The organism is Pseudomonas sp. GW821-FHT09C09, assembly GCF_059418105.1.
Genome location: NZ_JBWKPF010000002.1, coordinates 1,008,361 through 1,025,150, shown reverse-complemented (window position 1 = coordinate 1,025,150; position 16,790 = coordinate 1,008,361). Strand labels below are relative to the sequence as shown.

Below are 16,790 nucleotides of genomic sequence, written 5' to 3'. Positions count from 1 at the left end.
TATCCGAACTCCTCGGGCTGCGTTTTTTTTGAAAATGCCTCTAATAGGTCCGTACTGTTCCAGTATTAATTCTGTGATATGCATTTAATCATCGGTCCATGCCAAGGCGTGCTTCCCTGAATTGCTATTAAGCTGGTTTGCGGGAGTTCAGTTATTTCCAATCTGATTTTTGCACTGTCAATTTGCCATATGTTTCTCAGTATCGGAACTGAAAATTTTGGTTTCGAGCATTAGCCTATGGTCTAATATCCCTGTAGCTGATCATTAGAATTGTCGACTTTTTGGTTTTTCTGATAGGCGCATTTTTTTGAACTTAAGCAGTGAGAACATCAAAAGCAATACTCCCCAACCGCTCCCCATTAATCGTTATATGCACCGCATGCTTCCCCGCATAGTGCTTGCGCGTGGTGAAGTCCTTGATCACTTGCCTGCGTGTCACAACCTCACTCCCAAACCCCGCCAACACCAACGTCTTCAACTTGAAAACCTTGGCCGAAGTCCCGCCATTCGACTTCACATAGTCAATCGCATAATCAATCACCAACCGCTGCTCCACCGGTACCAACGAACGTACCGTAAACGACAGAGTGATCGTCTCCCCAAGCCGTACAACCGCCGGTTCTATCTTCACGTCCAGCAACTCAACCTCAGCTTTGGCCCCTGCACCAATAACAGTGAGCGCCCGCATATCGCCCTGTTTGATCAAGCTTCGCAGCGCATGCTTCGCAATCCAGGCCGTGTGCTTGTTCTCCAGCGCCCATCCCTCAATCGTATCCAGCACCCACTCCGGGTGTTCCTTGGTCACGTCATTCAAATGATTCGCCACGGACTTGCGCACGTACAAACTTTCATCCGCCTTCAACCGGTCAAGAATCCCGGCAGCCAACAGCGGATCGGCCTGCACCGGCTCCAGGCGAAACGACCATGGCAGGCGAGGGCGGCTGCCTTCGCTGGCGAGGCGGCGGACGTGGTGGTTTTCGTCTTGGGCCCAGTCGTGCATCCGTTCCAGCGAGCGTTCCAGGTCGCTGCGCAGGAAGTGGCGGATGGCGAACTCGGAGGAGCCGAACGTGGTGAAGTACTTCAGGGCTTCCATGGAGGTGTCGAATGCGTGCGCGCCGTAGCTCGCGACGTAGTGCGGCAGGCTCATGCTGACGAAGCCGCTGTTCAGGCGTGGGGCGAGTTCGCGTAGTACGGCGAGGGAATCGGCGTAGTCCAGAGGCAGCACGGCGTGCAGGCTTTCGCTGACGCGGGCCATGCGCTGCATGACCGAAAGGTCGGCGAGCCCGTCGTTGGCGTGCTTGAGAAAGGCCTTGGTCTTGAACGCCGGGTACACGGCGCTCATTTCGCTGGCGATGTGTTGCAGGCGTTCGGCGTTGAAGATTTCTTTCAGGGCCGGGGTGGCGGTTTCGGTGGTGCTCATGGTCAGGTCATCGGGGTGCTGATGAACGCTTCGAGGCCTTCGGCGTACGCGGTGTACTGGGCGATGCGCGGGAAGCGTTGGGCGTCGATCTGGTCAGGGACGACGAGGCCGGTGAAGCTCCAGGCGACGGCGAGGGTGATGCCGTCCTGCTGGAGGGTGCCATCGGTAGGCAGCGGATGTTTTTGCAGTTCGTGTTCGAGGGCGGTGAAAGCGGCGGCGAGCTGGCCTTCGACGCGCTCGACCCACGGCTGATATTGAATGTCGGCCGGGCGCAGGTTGCGTTCGTAGTAGAGCTGCACGGCTTTTTCGCAGGCGGCGAGGCCGAGGCCGATCAGGCGCAGGGCTTTTACCCGTTGGGTGAGGTCGGCGGGCAGCAGGGTTTTGCCGGATCGGGCTTCGAGGTAGTCGAGGATCAGCGTCGAGTCGATCAGCACTTCACCGTCGTCGAGGACCAGGGTCGGCGCCTTGACCACCGGGTTGATCTGCTGGAAACGCTCGAAGTGACGGAACACCGACACCGGGTCGTGTTCCAGTTCGATCCCCAGGCACCTGGCGGAGATCGCCACGCGGCGCACATAAGGGGAGTCCAGCATGCCGATCAGTTTCATGACGCGTTCCTTCAAGTCGAACCGGGGGAGGCATAACGTAGCCGAGGTTGGGGAGATTGTCAGTCCCGAGAACGGGCTGGTTTTGCCGTCGGAGATTGTAAAGAAATGCGACAAAGCGCCGCTCATCCGCCGTTTGTCTTCTATATACAGCCGCTCGACTGAATTTCTTGCTATAAACGCACTCCGATGAGCGCCGTGGGGCCTGTGTCAGAGCACTTTCCGGGCTTTGTCGGACAAATTCCCTGTATTTACAGTTGCTGAGGCCTCAAACGGGCCTTAGACTGCCGCCCCTTCGTAAATTGAGTGCCGGGTGGCGTTTGCAATAAACGATGCCTTTCCGATGACCGCAGGCGGTTCGCCGGAACGCTCCCTAATTCGCCTTAATGCACGTTTTTTTATAGAGATATCAATGACAAAGGACAAGTTGCTGGCCATGCCGGCAGATGACTACATGAATGCCGAGCAACACGCTTTCTTCAGCGAGCTGTTGCAGAACATGAAAGTCGAAACCCACGAGCGCATTGAGCAAAACCGTATTGCCATCGAGAGCCTGGACACCCCGGCTGACCCGGCGGACGCCGCCTCGGTGGAAGAAGAGCGCACCTGGCTGGTAAACGCGATCGATCGCGACCAGCGCATGCTGCCTCAACTGGAACAAGCCCTTGAGCGTATCAAGGAAGACAGCTTTGGCTGGTGCGACGACAGCGGCGAGCCTATCGGCCTGAAACGCCTGCTGATCAGCCCGACCACCAAGTACTGCATCGAAGCTCAAGAGCGTCACGAGCAAATCGACAAGCACCAGCGTCAGGCCTGATTCCTGAGGCGACCCCTTCAATGCGGGTCGTCGCGAAAAGATCGCAGCCTTCTGCAGCTTTTGTTTAAAGCGGCAGAAGGCTGCGATCTTTGCTTTTTCTCGTCTGCCGGAAATCCCCGCACCGTTCCATTGACCTGCCACAGACCCACGACTAACGGACCATGGATAATGGCCTTGTAGTGGCGTTTAATGCAGTCACAACAATGAGAACAAGCGTGGGGTAACAAAATGACGAGAGATGGATCTCTGGTTGCGGCTCTGCCTGCACCAGTTGTTTTGCCGAAGAATCGCTGGCTGTCGCCGACCCTGCAAAGCATCGCCCTGATGCTGTTGCTGGCCGGGATGACCTTCGGCGAATGGCCGTTATACGTGGGCATGCCGCTGGCGGTGCTGATTGTCTGGCTGCCGCGCCTGCGCTCCCGTGCTGTCCCCGATGCGCAACCGGTCGATAGCAGCAACGCGATGTCCGAGCTGACTCGCGACCTTTCCTACACCACCAGTCATAACGCGCTGTCAGCTGCCGGTGTGGCGTTTTCCGTCAAGGAACTGGCCGGCAAGTTGCAGTCGCAACTCGATGCTGCCGCGCAGATCGTCAACAACGCCGAAGTGATGATCGCCACCGAGCAAGCCACATCCCAGCTCAGCCGCGAAGCGCTGGGCGCCGCGAGCGAAGCCCATCACAGCAGTGCAGCGGGGCGCACCGAGCTGGTGAATTCGATTTCGCGCATGCATCAGCTCAGCCAGCGCGCCAATGCCAGTCGTGAACTGATCGAGGCGTTGAGCGAGCGCAGCGACGACATTCAGCGCGTGACCCTGGTGATTCAGTCGATTGCCAGCCAGACCAATCTTCTGGCACTGAACGCTGCCATCGAAGCGGCCCGGGCCGGGGAGCACGGTCGCGGTTTTGCGGTGGTGGCAGATGAGGTGCGTGGTCTGGCGGCTCGTACGGCGACGGCCACCGGTGAGGTGGGCGAGATGGTTGCCGACATTCAGCAGCGTACGGCGCAGGTGGTGGAGCAGATCCGCCAGCTCTCCGACGATTTGCGCACCGGTGTCGAGCAGGTCGAACACACCGGTCAGCACCTGGAAAACATCGCGCGGCTGGCGGCCGGAGTTGAAAACCAGGTCGGCGAAATCGCCCGGGGCGCCGAAACCAATCGCGAACAGCTCGACAGTCTGTTCACCGCCATCGAGCAAATGCGCAGCGATCTGGCGATCAGCGACCAACAGACCCGGCGCCTGGCCGAAGCAGCGGTGCAGATGGAAGGGCAGGCGGAAACCATCAGCGAGCGTCTGGCCGAAGTCGGGCTGGATGACTATCACCAGCGCATCTACGACCTGGCCCGCGAAGGGGCGGGACAGATAGCCGCGCGTTTCGAGGCCGATGTCGAGCAAAGGCGAATCAGTCTCGAGGACTTGTTCGATCGCCAGTATCAGCCGATTCCGAACACTCAGCCTGCCAAGTTCCAGACCCGTTTTGACCGCTACACCGATCAAGTGCTGCCAGCGATTCAGGAGCCCTTGCTGCCGCGCCACGAAGGCCTGGTGTTCGCCATCGCCTGTACGCAGCAGGGTTATGTGCCGACCCACAATCAGGTATTCAGCCAGCCGCTGACCGGCGATGTGCAGACCGATACCGTGCACAACCGCACCAAGCGCAAGTTTGCCGACCGCACAGGCCTACGTTGCGGCAGTCATCAGCAACCGGTGCTGTTGCAGACCTACACCCGCGATACCGGCGAGTTGATGCACGACCTGTCGGTGCCGATCATGGTCAAGGGGCGGCACTGGGGTGGGCTGCGCCTGGGGTACAAACCCGAGAACCCGCGCTGAAGCATTGTTGCCGGAATTGCAATGAAGCTGTGCACGTGCGTTGCTGTATCCGCTTGATCCAAATCATTAACATGCCTGCATAGTTAGGTAGCTAATGAAGTTGGGAGGTCAGCATGCAATGCAGAGTCGATGTCGCGGTGATGATCGGCAGCGGTGTTCCGGCCGGGCTGCGTGCGATGGGGCAAAGTGTCTGCTGGGTGGTGTTGCTCAACGGTGAGCGTCGGGGCACGGCGTTCGCCAGTCGTGACGAGGCCGAAGAGTGCAGGGCTGCGTGGCTCGCGCAGTTGAAAGACGAGCCAGGCAGCAGCTTGCACTGATTGCGTTTAATGATCGTGGGCCACCCGTGATTCCAGCGAGCGGGCAAGCGCACAGGCGGCGTTGTGATTCTCACGGAAACCTCTTACGCGGCCGGTCGACTTTTCCCTGATATGGAAAAAGGCGTTACCGGCCGGAATCACTTGAAACCGCGGTTCCCGGCCACAGGACTCTGGTGCGGCGTCAATGCCAAGGCCTGAGGCATTCAAGACAAAGGGTTGTTCGTAAGCGGCGGCAAAATGCGTCAAAGTGCACATATGAAGTCCTTTTCATGGATTGACCCGCATTTACAGACGGTTGCGGGTAGTCGCAAGCAGCGTCGCTGCTCTAGAATCGCCAACACCTGTTGACGGCATGGCGTTATCTAAAGCAATTTTTTGCGTGCGATATGTCGGAAAAGTGCTTTTCTTGGTGAGTATTTTCCCTAAAGTTTGTAGTCAGTTTTCTCTGGCCGACCGTGAAGCTTTTTCCTTCAACATTTGGAGAACGTCTTTGCAGGTTTCGCGAGCGCCATTCCAGTAGTCTTGTGAACCTCGCGCTGAACAAGCACTTTGCCCGTTCAGGCTTTTATTCGAGTCATTGCGCAACACCATCGGCCTGGCCGTTTTTAACGTCGTGCGCGTTATTCGCGCGTGGCACTCTTTCAAGTGTGGGGATGTTTCTTTGGCAGTCAGTAACCTCGATATGCATGCTTTGTTCGTGCTGGGTGATTTGCGGGCAAAGCTGGTCAAGCAGTTTCAGTCGCGTTTTGTTTACATCACCGAGCAAAACGCTGAAGGCATTTACGTTGCCGAAATCGACACCGAAAGCGCATTGGTGGTCGATGACAAGCCCGGCCTCAAGCTCAAGGTCGGCGATCACTTCAGCGCTTCGGTACTGCCCAGCCGTGAAGGCGGCAAGATGGACATCCGTTTTCGCGAGATCAAGATGACCGTGTACGGACTGGGCGACTATGCCTTCGTCAGCACGGCCGACGGCCATGCCATCGTGTTCAAGGAAGGCCACAGCGCAGTCACTGTGTTCGCTGCCAATGAGCAATTGCAGGAAGGCCTGACCAAGACCCTGAAAGCCGTCACCGCCAAAGCCGCCAAGTGGCGCAAGGGCGAACTGGTGACCTTCAAGGCCAGCGAGTGACGGCTGTGAGTCGCGCCGATTTCCATTTGCAGAACCTCGACAGCGCCCGCGATGAAGCCCGGCGCCTGTTCGATGCGAAAGTCGAATTGAAGGGCGCATGGCTCGGCTGGGTCGCCTCGCAGATCTACGCCTTGCAGCCTGCGGAATACGCCAGCATGGTCAGACGCGAGCTTCAACGCTTGCAGGAAATGTCTGAAAAGTAGCCTCGTCCGTTTCATGCCCCTGAAAAAGCAGGAACCTCGTCTACAGTCAGTTGACTGAGTATTCAGAGGCTTGTGGTCTTCTGTCAGGCCATCCTGCTATTGCTGTGAACAGCACGAGGTGCAAAGCATGAACGGATTTCGACGGTTGCTGGCCGCTGGGCTGGCCACAATGGGCTTGATGGCTGCGGTGCCGGCGGTCAATGCGGCACAGACCCCGATCCACTTCGCCGACTTGAACTGGGAAAGCGGCAGCCTGATCACCGATGTCCTGCGGATCATCGTCGAGAAGGGGTATGGCCTGCCGACCGACACGTTGCCGGGCACCACCATCACCCTGGAAACCGCGCTGGCCAACAATGACATCCAGGTGATCGGCGAGGAATGGGCCGGTCGCAGTCCGGTGTGGGTCAAGGCCGAGGCCGAAGGCAAGGTCGCCAGCCTGGGCGATACGGTCAAGGGTGCCACCGAAGGCTGGTGGGTGCCGGAATACGTGATCAAGGGCGACACCGCCAAAGGCATCAAGCCGCTGGCGCCGGACTTGCGCAGCGTCAGTGATCTGAAGAAGTACAAGGACGTGTTCAAGGATCCGGAAACCCCGAGCAAGGGTCGGTTCCTCAACAGCCCGATCGGCTGGACCTCGGAAGTGGTGAACAAGCAGAAGCTCACGGCGTACGGGCTGCAGGACGACTTCACCAATTTCCGCAGCGGTTCCGGTGCGGCGCTGGATGCCGAAATCAGTTCGTCGATCCGCCGGGGCAAACCGGTGCTGTTCTATTACTGGTCGCCGACGCCACTGCTTGGCAAGTTCAAACTGGTGCAGCTGGAAGAGCCTCCGTTCGACGCCGAGGCCTGGAAGACCTTGACGGACGCCGACAATCCCAACCCGAAACCGACCCGTTCACTGGCCTCGAAGCTGTCGATCGGGGTGTCTGCGCCATTCCAGAAGCAATACCCACAGATCGCGGCGTTCTTCAGCAAAGTCGATTTTCCGATTGAGGATCTGAACAAGGCACTGGCTGATATGAGCGAGAAACACACTCCGCCACGGGAAGCGGCGGAGGCGTTCATGAAGGCTCATCCGGATGTGTGGCAGGCGTGGCTGCCGAAGGATGTGGCGGACAAGGTTCAGGCAGGTTTATAGCAGTACGGCGAGGGAGTTTCTCCCTCGCCGCTGCGTTTCAGAAGCGGGTCTGTACCGCCAGTTCAAAGGTGCGCGGCGTGCCCAGGTAATACGCCGGCGACACATGAGCGAACTCGGCATACACCTCGTTCGTCAGGTTGCGCACCCGGCCGGTGACGGTGGTGTGCGAATCGACCTTGTAGCTGAGGAAACTCCCGAACAAGGTGTACGACGGCACGGTCATGGTGTTGGCATTGTCCGCATACACCGACGCCACGTACCGTGCATCAACCCCGCCTTGCCACTGTGGGGAAAAGTCATAGGTCAGCCACAGATTGCCGACCCGGTCCGGCACATTGGTCGGCGTGTTGCCTTTGCGTGAGACCACCACGCCGGCGGCGTTCTTCTCGTTGAACTCATCGTATTGCGCATCAACCCACGCGAAATTGCCCTCGGCCAGCAGCTTGTCGGTGATCCGCAGGGAGCTGGCGATCTCGATGCCTTTGGAGGTCTGCTGGCCGACCGGGATGCTGTTGGTCGGGTCCAGGGGATCGGTGACGGCAAAGTCCTTGCGCTCGATGGTGTAAGCCGCGACCGTCGCCGAACCGCGTCCGTTCAGGTAGTCGAATTTGCTGCCGATTTCCCATTGCTTGCCCGTTGATACATCGAAGTCTTGCGTACCACCGGGCTGCTCGGCGGCGGTGCTGTATTGCACGTAGACATTGGCCGACGGAATGAACTGATACGTCAGGCCAACGCGCCCTGTGACAGGCTCCCAACTGCGCTTGAGGTGACGCGGGTTGCTCGCCGTCACCGTGCGACGGTTGGTCACGTCCAGGTCGATGTCGTCGTAGCGCAGGCCGGTGAGCAACGAAAGCTTGTCGGTCAGCGCCAGGCGGTTCTCTGCGAACAGCGCCTTGGTGGTGACCTCGTTGGTCTTGTCGCTGACAAACCCCGGTTTCGTGCCTGGAATGTCGTAGAAATGCCCCGGGCGATAATTGTTCGGGTCCACGGTGCTCGCGCCTTTGACGTTGAGCGGTGAGTTGGTGGTCTGGTTGACCTTGTACTCGAAACCGCCGGACCAGGTGGTGGCGAGGCCGAACAGGGTGTTGTCATGGCGCAGTTCGAACTGGTTGCCGTCCTGCTCACCCTGATGCCGGACCTGATAGGCCGTGGAGCGGTTCACCGCACTATTGTCGGCGTTGTATTGATAGGTTTCGAGGTTGCGGTAATCACGCTGGCTGTCGAGGTGATAGAGCGTGTTGCGCAGGGTGGTACTGTCATTGATCCGGTAATCGATGATCGAGCGCACCCAGATCGTCCGTTGCTCGTAGCGGCCGTCCTCGACGTTGTAGTTGTTGAAGCGATTGTGGCGGTCGATTTTCAACTCGCCAGCCTTGGGGTTGAGCACCGGCGTGCCCCAGTACGGGCTGTCTTCGTGTTCGTCCTGATATTCCAGAGCCAGGGTGTGCGACAGGTTCGGCGTCAGATCGCTGAGCAGCGAGAACGCCATGCTCCAGGCATCGCGTTCCTGACGGTCGATGTAGCCGTTGCTGGTGTTGTGGCTGACGTCGAGGCGCGCGTAATGCTGCACGTCGGCGCCGGGCTGACTCAGAGCGTGGTTGAGGCCGAACGCAGTTTCGGTGGTGTCGTAGGTGCCGTAGCTGACCCGGCCCTCGGCGGCTTGCTCATCGCGAGTGGCCAGTTTGGTCACGTAGTTCAGCGAGCCGCCGACCGAGCCGGCGCCGTTGATCAGCGACGACGGGCCGCCTACCAGTTCCACCCGGTCATAGATCCACGAGTCCACCGGCCGTGCCAATCCGCCGGAGACGTTGACGCCATTGAACATCTGAGTGATCTGACTGCTGGTGAAACCGCGATAGGAGACGAATCCGCCAAAACCAGGCGGCGCACTGGCGTTCACGCCCGGCAGAGTGTTGGCCGCGTCCTGAAAGTTTTGCGAGCCATGGCGCTCGATGTCATTGCGATTGGCGATGGCCACCGAGGCTGGAGTGTCGCGCACACTGAGGCCGAGGCGCGAGGCCATGCCGCTGGATTGGTCGAGGCTGAGGCCAGGTTCGGCGGCGGACTCGCCGTCAATGGTGATCGGCGCCAGATCCACGGTGGATTGGGCCCAGGCGTTGACGGACAGGCAGCCGCACAGGCTCGCCAGCAAGGTAAGTTGTTTCATCGATTGAATCCTGAATGCTTGTCTAGGAGTCAGCGCACAGGCGAACGCAACGCGTTGGCGTAGTGGGCTGACAAATCAAAAAGGCAAAGTCACTCAGGCGAGCGGCGGGGCGCGAGGATTGGCCGAAGGCCAGGTGAAGCGGGCAGGGAGGTCGGCACTGACGATGACCGGCAGCGGCGGGCTGTGTTGTTCCGGCAGGATCGCCAGGGTCAGGCTGGAGTTGAACGCCGGGCCCATGCCTCCGGTGGAGCACAGCGGACAACCGAACGCCTTGGCCAGGGTTGGCAGTTTTTCTTCGGAAGGATTGGACGCGAGTGGCGCCTGGGTGCTCGGGTCGACGGCGCAGAACTGGCCACCGATTCCGTTGAGCTGCATCCCGACCATTTGCCCGTGACCGATGCTGCAGGCGAACACGTTGAACAGGACGCAGCAATAGAGCATCCAGGCCAGCAGTGAGCGATCGGAACGGGTGAATTTCATGGGGCGGCACTTTACCGCACCGCCGACCGGTCGTGCACATGGAAAAATGCCGGCTAGGATGTTTTGTTCAAGCCTTTTGAAAGGATTCTCGACCATGACCTTTGTGTTGGCTCAATGGCTGGTGACGATATTTGCGGCGATCAGCCTGATGCATGTGTATTGGGCGATGGGTGGGCAGTGGGCGGCCGTGGCGGTGATTCCGCAGGTTCCGGTGGATAACGGCGGGCAGGCCCTCAGACCGGCGTTCAAGGCGTCAGGCTGGATCACGCTGGTGGTGGCGGCGGCCCTGCTACTGATTGCCGCACTGGTGTGCATGAGGGTGGGCTGGTGGGTTGCGCCGGTGCATCACTGGGCGTTGCAATGGGTGATCAGCGCGATTGCGCTGCTGATGTTCGCGAGGGCGATCGGCGATTCGGAGCTCGTGGGTTTCTTCAAGGAAGTGAAGGGATCGCGGTTTGCCCGGCTCGACACTTGGGTCTACTCGCCGCTGTGTCTGATATTGGGAGCCGGGCTGCTGGCCGTCGCCTGGATCTAGCTGCCGCTCTCGGTGCGTCGGCTGCTCACTTCAGCCGGCACATCGTCGCCGGCCATGCGCTTGCGGAACAACGCCGCACGCGCCAGCAGCAGGGTGGTCACCGGCACGGTGATCGCCAGCAGGATCGGGATCAGCCACGCGTGCAGTACCGGCCCGGACTTGAGCGCGGAAAAACAGATGATCGACGCCAGCGCCACGCACCACGCGCCCAGGGTCGAGGCCAGCGCCGGCGGGTGCATGCGCTGGAAATAGTCCTTCATCCGCAGCAGGCCGGTCGCGCCGATCAGGGCAAACACGCCGCTGAGCACCAGCAGGATCGCCACCGGGATTTCCACCCACAGAGACAATTCAGCATTCATTCGATCACCTCGCCACGCAGCAGGAATTTCGCCAGAGCAAACGAGCCGACGAAGCCGAACAGCGCAATCAGCAGCGCCGCTTCGAAATAGGTGTCGCTGGAGTAACGAATCCCCAGGGTCAGCATCATCAGCATGGCAACGATGTACAGGTAGTCCAGCGCCAGTACCCGGTCCTGTGCCGACGGCCCTTTGAACAGGCGAATCAGCGTCAGCACCATCGCCAGAGAAAACAGAAACAGCGTCAGCAGAATCGCATTCGACAGCAGCGGGCTCATTCGAAAATCTCCATCAATGGCTGCTCGTAAGTGACCTTGAAGTGCTCGATGAATTGCGCCTCGTCATCCAGATCCCAGACGTGCAGCAACAGAATGCTGCGATCCAGTGCCAGCTCCGACCACACGGTGCCGGGCACGACCGTACAGATCATCGACAGCGCCGCCAGACCGTTGGCATCGCGCAGGTCCAGCGGCACCTTGACGAATCGTGAGCGGGGCGGCCGGCGACCGGCGTTGAGTACACCCCACGCCACCGCCAGATTGGAGATGATCACATCGCGCCCGACCAGCAGAAACAGTCGCAGAATTGTGCCCGGACGGCGGATATGGATCTGTTGCGGGCGCAGTTTGCGCATCATCAGCGGCGCGCAGAAGCCCAGCGCGGCACCCAGCAGCAGGTTACCTGGGCTGATCGACAGGTTCAGCACAAGCCACAGCAGCCACAAAGCAAGTGACAGCCACGGAGCTGGAAACAGGCGCTTCATGGTTGCACCTCCAGCAGCGCAGCCTTGGCTTCCGGGCTCGGTACGGCGCGGGTGCCAAGCACCGCCATCACGTATTGCTGCGGGTTGTTCAACGCGTCTGCGGCGGCCTGGGTGTAACGCAGCAGCGGTTCAGCCTTGAAGGTCAGGGCGATGCTCAGGCCGAGCAGCAGGAAAATCGGCGTGCATTCCAGTTTGCGCAACACCGGCGACGGGCGTTCCTCCGGCGACCAGAAGCGCTGGATGCCCAGGCGCGAGAACGCCATCAGCGAGCCGAGGCCGGTGAGGATCAGCAGTGCCAGCAACGCCCAGGCAGCATTCGAGATCGGTTCGCCAGTGCCGAACCCCAACGGATTGAGCAGGGCGCCGATCAGGCTCAGCTTGCCGATGAACCCCGACAGCGGCGGCATGCCGATGATCAGCAGCGCACAGGCAATGAAGCTAAGGCCGAGGAAGGCCATGGTCCACGGAATCACCTGGCCGACTACGGCTTTCTGGTCATCGTCGAGGTTGATGCCCTTGACTGGCGGCTGCCATTGCTGCGGACGCGGCAGCAGCTCGTTCTCGTCTTCCAGCGGCACTTCCACGGCGGTGCGTGAACGTTCGATCAATTCCGCCAGCAGGAACAGCGCGCTCAGTGCCAGTGTTGAGCTGACCAGATAGAACAGCGCCGCGCCGATCAGGTTCGGCTGGGCGAAACCCACGGCCGACAGCAGAATCCCCGCCGACACCAGGATGCTCAGGCTGGCCATGCGCTCCAGGCGTTGTGCGGCGATGATCGCCACGCCGGCGCAGAGCATGGTCGCCATGCCGCCGTAGATCAGCCAGTCGCCGCCGAAGTAGGCCGAAGCGCCGGCCTGCCCGGAGAACAGCAGCGTCCACAGGCGCAGCAAGGTGTAGACGCCGACCTTGGTCATGATCGCGAACATCGCCGCCACCGGGGCGCTGGCCGAGGAATAGGCCGGCACCAGCCAGAAGTTCAGCGGCCACATCCCGGCCTTGGCAAGGAACGCCACCGCCAGAATCGCCGCGCCGGCATGCAGCAGGCCACGGTCGGCTTCCGGCACCAGCGGAATCTTCATGGCGAGGTCAGCCATGTTCAGCGTGCCGGTGACGCCGTAGATCAGCGCCGCGCCAATCAGGAACAACGACGAGGCCAGCAGGTTGATCGAAATGTAATGCAGCCCCGACGACACCCGCGCCCGGCCCGAGCCGTGGAGCAGCAAACCGTAGGACGCCGCGAGCAACACTTCGAAGAACACGAACAGGTTGAACAGGTCCGCCGTGAGGAACGCGCCGTACAGGCCCATCAACTGAATCTGGAACAACGCGTGGAAGCTCGAGCCTGCGCCATCCCAGCGGGCCATGGCGAAGAGCAGGGCGCTGACGCCGATGATGCCGGTCAGTACCAGCATCAACGCCGACAGCCGATCGACTACCAGCACGATGCCGAACGGCACCTGCCAGTTGCCCGGCAGATAGACGCCGATGGAGCCGGGTACGCCGGTGGTCTGGGTCCATTGCAGCAACAGCAGGGAAACCACAAGGCCCAGCATGGTGGAGAACAGGTTGATCTTCGCCTTCAGCGGCCGGTGCTTTTCGCCGAGCATCAGCATGATGGCGGCGGTCAGCAGCGGCAGCAGGATCGGTGCGGCGATCAGGTGAGTCATCGCCGTCATTCCTTGGGCTCCCTTCCGTCGACGTGGTCGGTGCCGGTCAGGCCCCGCGACGCGAGCAGCACTACGAGGAACAGCGCGGTCATGGCGAAGCTGATGACAATGGCCGTCAGTACCAGTGCCTGGGGCAGCGGGTCGGTGTAGTTAAGCAGGTCCTGAGGTACTCCGTCCTTGATGATCGGTTCTTTGCCGATGAACAGGCTGCCCATGCTGAAGATGAACAGGTTGACGCCGTAGGACAGCAGGCACAGGCCCATGACCACCTGGAACGTCCGCGGACGCAAGATCAGCCAGACCCCGGACGCGGCGAGCACGCCGATGGCGATTGCGATGACTTCTTCCATCAGACGGCTCCTTTGATGGCAGCGGTTTTGTGACCCCGGACCGACTGGTGGGCGAGGGCGGTGAGGATCAGCAAGGTCGAGCCGACCACCACGGCGTAGACGCCGATATCGAAGAACAGCGCGCTGGCGATATGAATGTCACCCAGCACCGGCACGCTGAAATGCCAGGTATGGGTGGTGAGGAACGGATAACCCACGAGCATTGCGCCGAGTCCGGTGACCGTGGCAAACAGCAGCCCGGTGCCCATCCAGCGCAGCGGCCGCAGACTCATTTGCGCCTCGACCCACTGGGTGCCGGCGACCATGTATTGCAGGATGAACGCCACCGACATCACCAGACCAGCGACGAAGCCGCCACCCGGCTGGTTGTGTCCACGCATGAACAGATAGAAAGACACCACCAGCGCAATCGGCAGCAACAGGCGCACCAGCACCGCCGGCACCATCATGAAGCCGAGCGCGGTGTCGCTGGCCGAACGCGGGTTGACCAGATCGGTGACCACGTCCGGCGCCAGCAGGCGTTGCTGGGCTGGCAGTTGCAGGCTTTCTTTCGGTGGGCGGAAGCGGCGCAGCAGGGCGAATACGGTCAGCGCCACGGCCACCAGCACGGTGATTTCGCCGAGGGTGTCGAAGCCACGGAAGTCCACCAGCATCACGTTGACCACGTTACTGCCGCCGCCTTCAGGCAGGGCACGGCTCAGGTAGAACGAGGAAATATCGTTCGGCGTCTGCCGGGTCAGCATCGCGTAGGACAGCAGCGCCATGCCACCGCCGACGGCAATCGACAGGAGCAAGTCGCGCAGGCGCCGCACACGGGCCTTGCGCAAACTGCTTGGCAACGGCGAAACCTCTTCGATCCGCCGTGGCAGCCAGCGCAGGCCGAGCAGGATCAGCACCGTGGTCACCACTTCGACCACCAGTTGCGTCAGGGCCAGATCCGGTGCCGAGAACCAGACGAAGGTCACGCAGGTCATCAGGCCGCAGACGCTGACCATGGTCAGGGCGGCGAGACGGTGATACTTGGCCTGCCACGCGGCGCCGAGGGCGCAGGCGATTGCCAGCAGCCACAGGGTCACGAACACGATGGAGCCGGGAATTTTCGGCCGGTCGCCCCAGCTCAGGCTGCTGTGCAGCATCGGGATCAGCCCGGCGAGCACTGCCGCCAGCACCATCAGGAACAGCTGGGTTTGCAGGCGTTTGGTGCCGATCCGCCGTTCCAGTCGGCGAGCCAGACGCATCATCGCCACCAGGCTGCGCTCGAACAGGCGCTTGCCGTTGAAGCGGCCCACCAGCGGCGGGAATTTGAAGCGGCCGCGCTTGAGCTGGTTGCGCAGCAGCAGATAGACCACGATGCCGCCGGACATGGCAATCAGGCTCATGATCATCGGTGCGTTGAGACCGTGCCAGATCGCCAGGCTGTACTCCGGAAGTACGCCGCCGACTACCGGCAGTGCAGCCGCCGCCAGCAACGGGCCGACGATCTGGGCCGGGAAAATCCCTACCAGCAGGCAGGTGAACACCAGCAGTTCAACCGGTGCACGCATCCAGCGTGGCGGTTCGTGCGGGGTGTGGGGCAGGTCGGTGGCGGTGGGCCCGAAGAACACGTCGACGGTGAAGCGCAGCGAGTAGGCAACGCTGAACGTACCGGCGATGGTCGCCACGATTGGCAACGTCGCTTCAACCCACGCAGTGGCGTTGATGAACACGGTTTCGGCGAAGAACATTTCTTTCGACAGGAAACCGTTGAGCAGCGGCACGCCGGCCATGGAGGCACTGGCCACCATCGCCAGGGTGGCGGTGAACGGGATCAGTTTGAACAGGCCGTTGAGCTTGCGGATGTCGCGGGTGCCACTTTCGTGGTCAATGATCCCGGCGGCCATGAACAGCGAAGCCTTGAAAGTCGCGTGGTTGAGAATGTGGAACACCGCCGCGACCGCTGCCAGCGGACTGTTCAGGCCCAGCAACAACGTGATCAGGCCGAGGTGGCTGATGGTCGAGTAGGCCAGCAGCCCCTTGAGATCGTTCTGGAACATCGCGCAGTACGCGCCGAGCAACAGCGTGGCGGCGCCGGCGCCGCTGACGATGTAGAACCATTCTTCGCTGCCGGACAGCGACGGCCACAACCGTGCAAGCAGGAAGACCCCGGCCTTGACCATGGTCGCCGAGTGCAGATAGGCCGAAACCGGTGTCGGCGCCGCCATCGCGTGGGGCAGCCAGAAGTGGAAGGGGAACTGCGCGCTTTTGCTGAGGGCGCCGATGAGAATGAGGGGAAGCAGGATGGGGTAGAGGGCATGTGCGCGAATCAGATCGCCGGCGGCCAGGACCTTGTCCAGGTCATAGCTGCCGACCACATGGCCGAGGATCATGACCCCCGCCAGCAGGCATAGTCCTCCCGCGCCGGTGACCATCAGCGCCATGTAGGCGCCGCGCCTGGCGTCGTGACGGTGGTGCCAGTAGCCGATCAACAGGAACGAGAAGAGACTGGTCAGCTCCCAGAAGAACACGATCTGAATCAGGTTGCCGGAAATCACCAGCCCGAGCATGGCGCCCATAAACGCCAGAAAAAACGCGAAGAAACGCGGCACCGGATCATCCGGCGACATGTAATAACGGGCATATAAGGAAACGAGGGTGCCGATGCCCAGCACCAGCATCGAGAACAGCCAGGCAAAGCCGTCCATGCGCAGGACAAAGTTCAGCCCCAGGCTGGGCAGCCACGTGAACTCTTCGCGGATCACTCCGCCGTGGGCGATTTGCGGATACAGCAGGGCGACCGAGACAGTACCGATCAAAGCGACCAGGCCTGCCAGCAGGGATTCGGCGTTACGTGCGTTGTGCGGCAGCACGGCTGCCAGACAGCTGCCCACAAAAGGCAGAAGCAGTAGAACTATCAGGGACATAGGCTTCTAATCTGCGGAAGTTTGTGAAGCATCATACGTGCCAGCTCCCGGATCGCCAAACGCGAGGATGTCTCTGAATCCTACAAGGTAGTCGTAAAAAC

Annotated in this window: 18 protein-coding genes; 7 read left to right on the top strand and 11 right to left on the bottom strand. The window is 60.8% G+C overall.

What is annotated here, in order from left to right:
* Positions 1 to 313 precede the first annotated feature (313 nt).
* Together AC07NR_RS09555 and AC07NR_RS09550 are read right to left on the bottom strand one after the other, a co-directional pair.
* The gene (locus AC07NR_RS09555; protein WP_495078440.1) at positions 314 to 1,420 is read right to left on the bottom strand and encodes a DNA alkylation repair protein; all 1,107 of its coding nucleotides are present in this window, start codon (positions 1,418 to 1,420) and stop codon (positions 314 to 316) included.
* 2 nt (positions 1,421 to 1,422) lie between these two features.
* Positions 1,423 to 2,028 (bottom strand): glutathione S-transferase, encoded by a 606-nt coding sequence (locus AC07NR_RS09550; RefSeq protein WP_305833717.1) that lies wholly within the window; start codon positions 2,026 to 2,028, stop codon positions 1,423 to 1,425.
* Positions 2,029 to 2,437: 409 nt separating this feature from the next.
* Between AC07NR_RS09550 and AC07NR_RS09545 the strand changes: the two genes are divergently transcribed.
* The 3 genes from AC07NR_RS09545 to AC07NR_RS09535 all read left to right on the top strand — a co-directional run bounded on the left by AC07NR_RS09545 (position 2,438) and on the right by AC07NR_RS09535 (position 4,992).
* Complete coding sequence (locus tag AC07NR_RS09545) at positions 2,438 to 2,842, top strand: TraR/DksA family transcriptional regulator (RefSeq protein ID WP_007935965.1); 405 nt, start codon at positions 2,438 to 2,440, stop codon at positions 2,840 to 2,842.
* A 228-nt stretch (positions 2,843 to 3,070) separates the two neighbouring features.
* The gene (locus AC07NR_RS09540) at positions 3,071 to 4,675 is read left to right on the top strand and encodes a methyl-accepting chemotaxis protein (RefSeq protein ID WP_495078439.1); all 1,605 of its coding nucleotides are present in this window, start codon (positions 3,071 to 3,073) and stop codon (positions 4,673 to 4,675) included.
* 113 nt (positions 4,676 to 4,788) lie between these two features.
* Entirely contained in the window at positions 4,789 to 4,992 is a 204-nt protein-coding gene (locus tag AC07NR_RS09535) for a hypothetical protein (RefSeq protein WP_085711424.1), read from the top strand.
* 6 nt (positions 4,993 to 4,998) lie between these two features.
* On the opposite strand, the gene AC07NR_RS09530 is transcribed toward AC07NR_RS09535, so the two are convergent.
* Positions 4,999 to 5,247 (bottom strand): hypothetical protein, encoded by a 249-nt coding sequence (locus AC07NR_RS09530; RefSeq protein ID WP_495078438.1) that lies wholly within the window; start codon positions 5,245 to 5,247, stop codon positions 4,999 to 5,001.
* Positions 5,248 to 5,653: 406 nt separating this feature from the next.
* Between AC07NR_RS09530 and AC07NR_RS09525 the strand changes: the two genes are divergently transcribed.
* The 3 genes from AC07NR_RS09525 (at position 5,654) to AC07NR_RS09515 (ending at position 7,468) form a co-directional block, all read left to right on the top strand.
* The gene (locus AC07NR_RS09525) at positions 5,654 to 6,124 is read left to right on the top strand and encodes a hypothetical protein (protein ID WP_085711422.1); all 471 of its coding nucleotides are present in this window, start codon (positions 5,654 to 5,656) and stop codon (positions 6,122 to 6,124) included.
* 5 nt (positions 6,125 to 6,129) lie between these two features.
* Entirely contained in the window at positions 6,130 to 6,327 is a 198-nt protein-coding gene (locus AC07NR_RS09520; protein ID WP_248740871.1) for a hypothetical protein, read from the top strand.
* Between the two features lie 127 nt (positions 6,328 to 6,454).
* Positions 6,455 to 7,468 (top strand): ABC transporter substrate-binding protein, encoded by a 1,014-nt coding sequence (locus AC07NR_RS09515; protein WP_495078437.1) that lies wholly within the window; start codon positions 6,455 to 6,457, stop codon positions 7,466 to 7,468.
* 37 nt (positions 7,469 to 7,505) lie between these two features.
* On the opposite strand, the gene AC07NR_RS09510 is transcribed toward AC07NR_RS09515, so the two are convergent.
* Both AC07NR_RS09510 and AC07NR_RS09505 read right to left on the bottom strand, forming a co-directional pair.
* Positions 7,506 to 9,638, bottom strand: coding sequence for a TonB-dependent receptor (locus tag AC07NR_RS09510; RefSeq protein WP_495078436.1), 2,133 nt, complete (start codon positions 9,636 to 9,638; stop codon positions 7,506 to 7,508).
* Positions 9,639 to 9,731: 93 nt separating this feature from the next.
* Complete coding sequence (locus AC07NR_RS09505) at positions 9,732 to 10,118, bottom strand: DUF2946 domain-containing protein (protein ID WP_096820149.1); 387 nt, start codon at positions 10,116 to 10,118, stop codon at positions 9,732 to 9,734.
* Positions 10,119 to 10,212: 94 nt separating this feature from the next.
* Here AC07NR_RS09505 and AC07NR_RS09500 point away from each other — a divergent pair, with 94 nt between their 5' ends.
* On the top strand, positions 10,213 to 10,653 hold the full coding sequence (locus tag AC07NR_RS09500; RefSeq protein WP_305833712.1) for a DUF3995 domain-containing protein: 441 nt from the start codon (positions 10,213 to 10,215) through the stop codon (positions 10,651 to 10,653).
* Here the strand turns inward: AC07NR_RS09500 and AC07NR_RS09495 are convergent.
* The 6 genes from AC07NR_RS09495 to AC07NR_RS09470 are packed head-to-tail and all read right to left on the bottom strand — an operon-like array spanning position 10,650 to position 16,689.
* The gene (locus AC07NR_RS09495; RefSeq protein WP_085711416.1) at positions 10,650 to 11,012 is read right to left on the bottom strand and encodes a Na+/H+ antiporter subunit G; all 363 of its coding nucleotides are present in this window, start codon (positions 11,010 to 11,012) and stop codon (positions 10,650 to 10,652) included. The genes AC07NR_RS09500 and AC07NR_RS09495 overlap by 4 nt on opposite strands.
* Positions 11,009 to 11,287 carry a K+/H+ antiporter subunit F gene (locus AC07NR_RS09490; RefSeq protein ID WP_003225959.1) on the bottom strand — a complete coding sequence of 93 codons (279 nt, stop codon included), beginning with the start codon at positions 11,285 to 11,287 and terminating at the stop codon, positions 11,009 to 11,011. The genes AC07NR_RS09495 and AC07NR_RS09490 overlap by 4 nt, the downstream gene beginning before the upstream one ends.
* Complete coding sequence (locus tag AC07NR_RS09485; protein ID WP_423203705.1) at positions 11,284 to 11,772, bottom strand: Na+/H+ antiporter subunit E; 489 nt, start codon at positions 11,770 to 11,772, stop codon at positions 11,284 to 11,286. Before AC07NR_RS09485 ends, AC07NR_RS09490 begins: the two co-directional genes overlap by 4 nt.
* On the bottom strand, positions 11,769 to 13,448 hold the full coding sequence (locus AC07NR_RS09480) for a monovalent cation/H+ antiporter subunit D (RefSeq protein WP_495078435.1): 1,680 nt from the start codon (positions 13,446 to 13,448) through the stop codon (positions 11,769 to 11,771). The genes AC07NR_RS09485 and AC07NR_RS09480 overlap by 4 nt, the downstream gene beginning before the upstream one ends.
* A complete protein-coding gene (locus tag AC07NR_RS09475) occupies positions 13,445 to 13,789 on the bottom strand; it encodes a Na+/H+ antiporter subunit C (RefSeq protein WP_003192163.1) in 345 nt (114 codons plus the stop codon). The genes AC07NR_RS09480 and AC07NR_RS09475 overlap by 4 nt, the downstream gene beginning before the upstream one ends.
* Complete coding sequence (locus tag AC07NR_RS09470) at positions 13,789 to 16,689, bottom strand: monovalent cation/H+ antiporter subunit A (protein ID WP_305833710.1); 2,901 nt, start codon at positions 16,687 to 16,689, stop codon at positions 13,789 to 13,791. Before AC07NR_RS09470 ends, AC07NR_RS09475 begins: the two co-directional genes overlap by 1 nt.
* Positions 16,690 to 16,790: the final 101 nt, after the last annotated feature.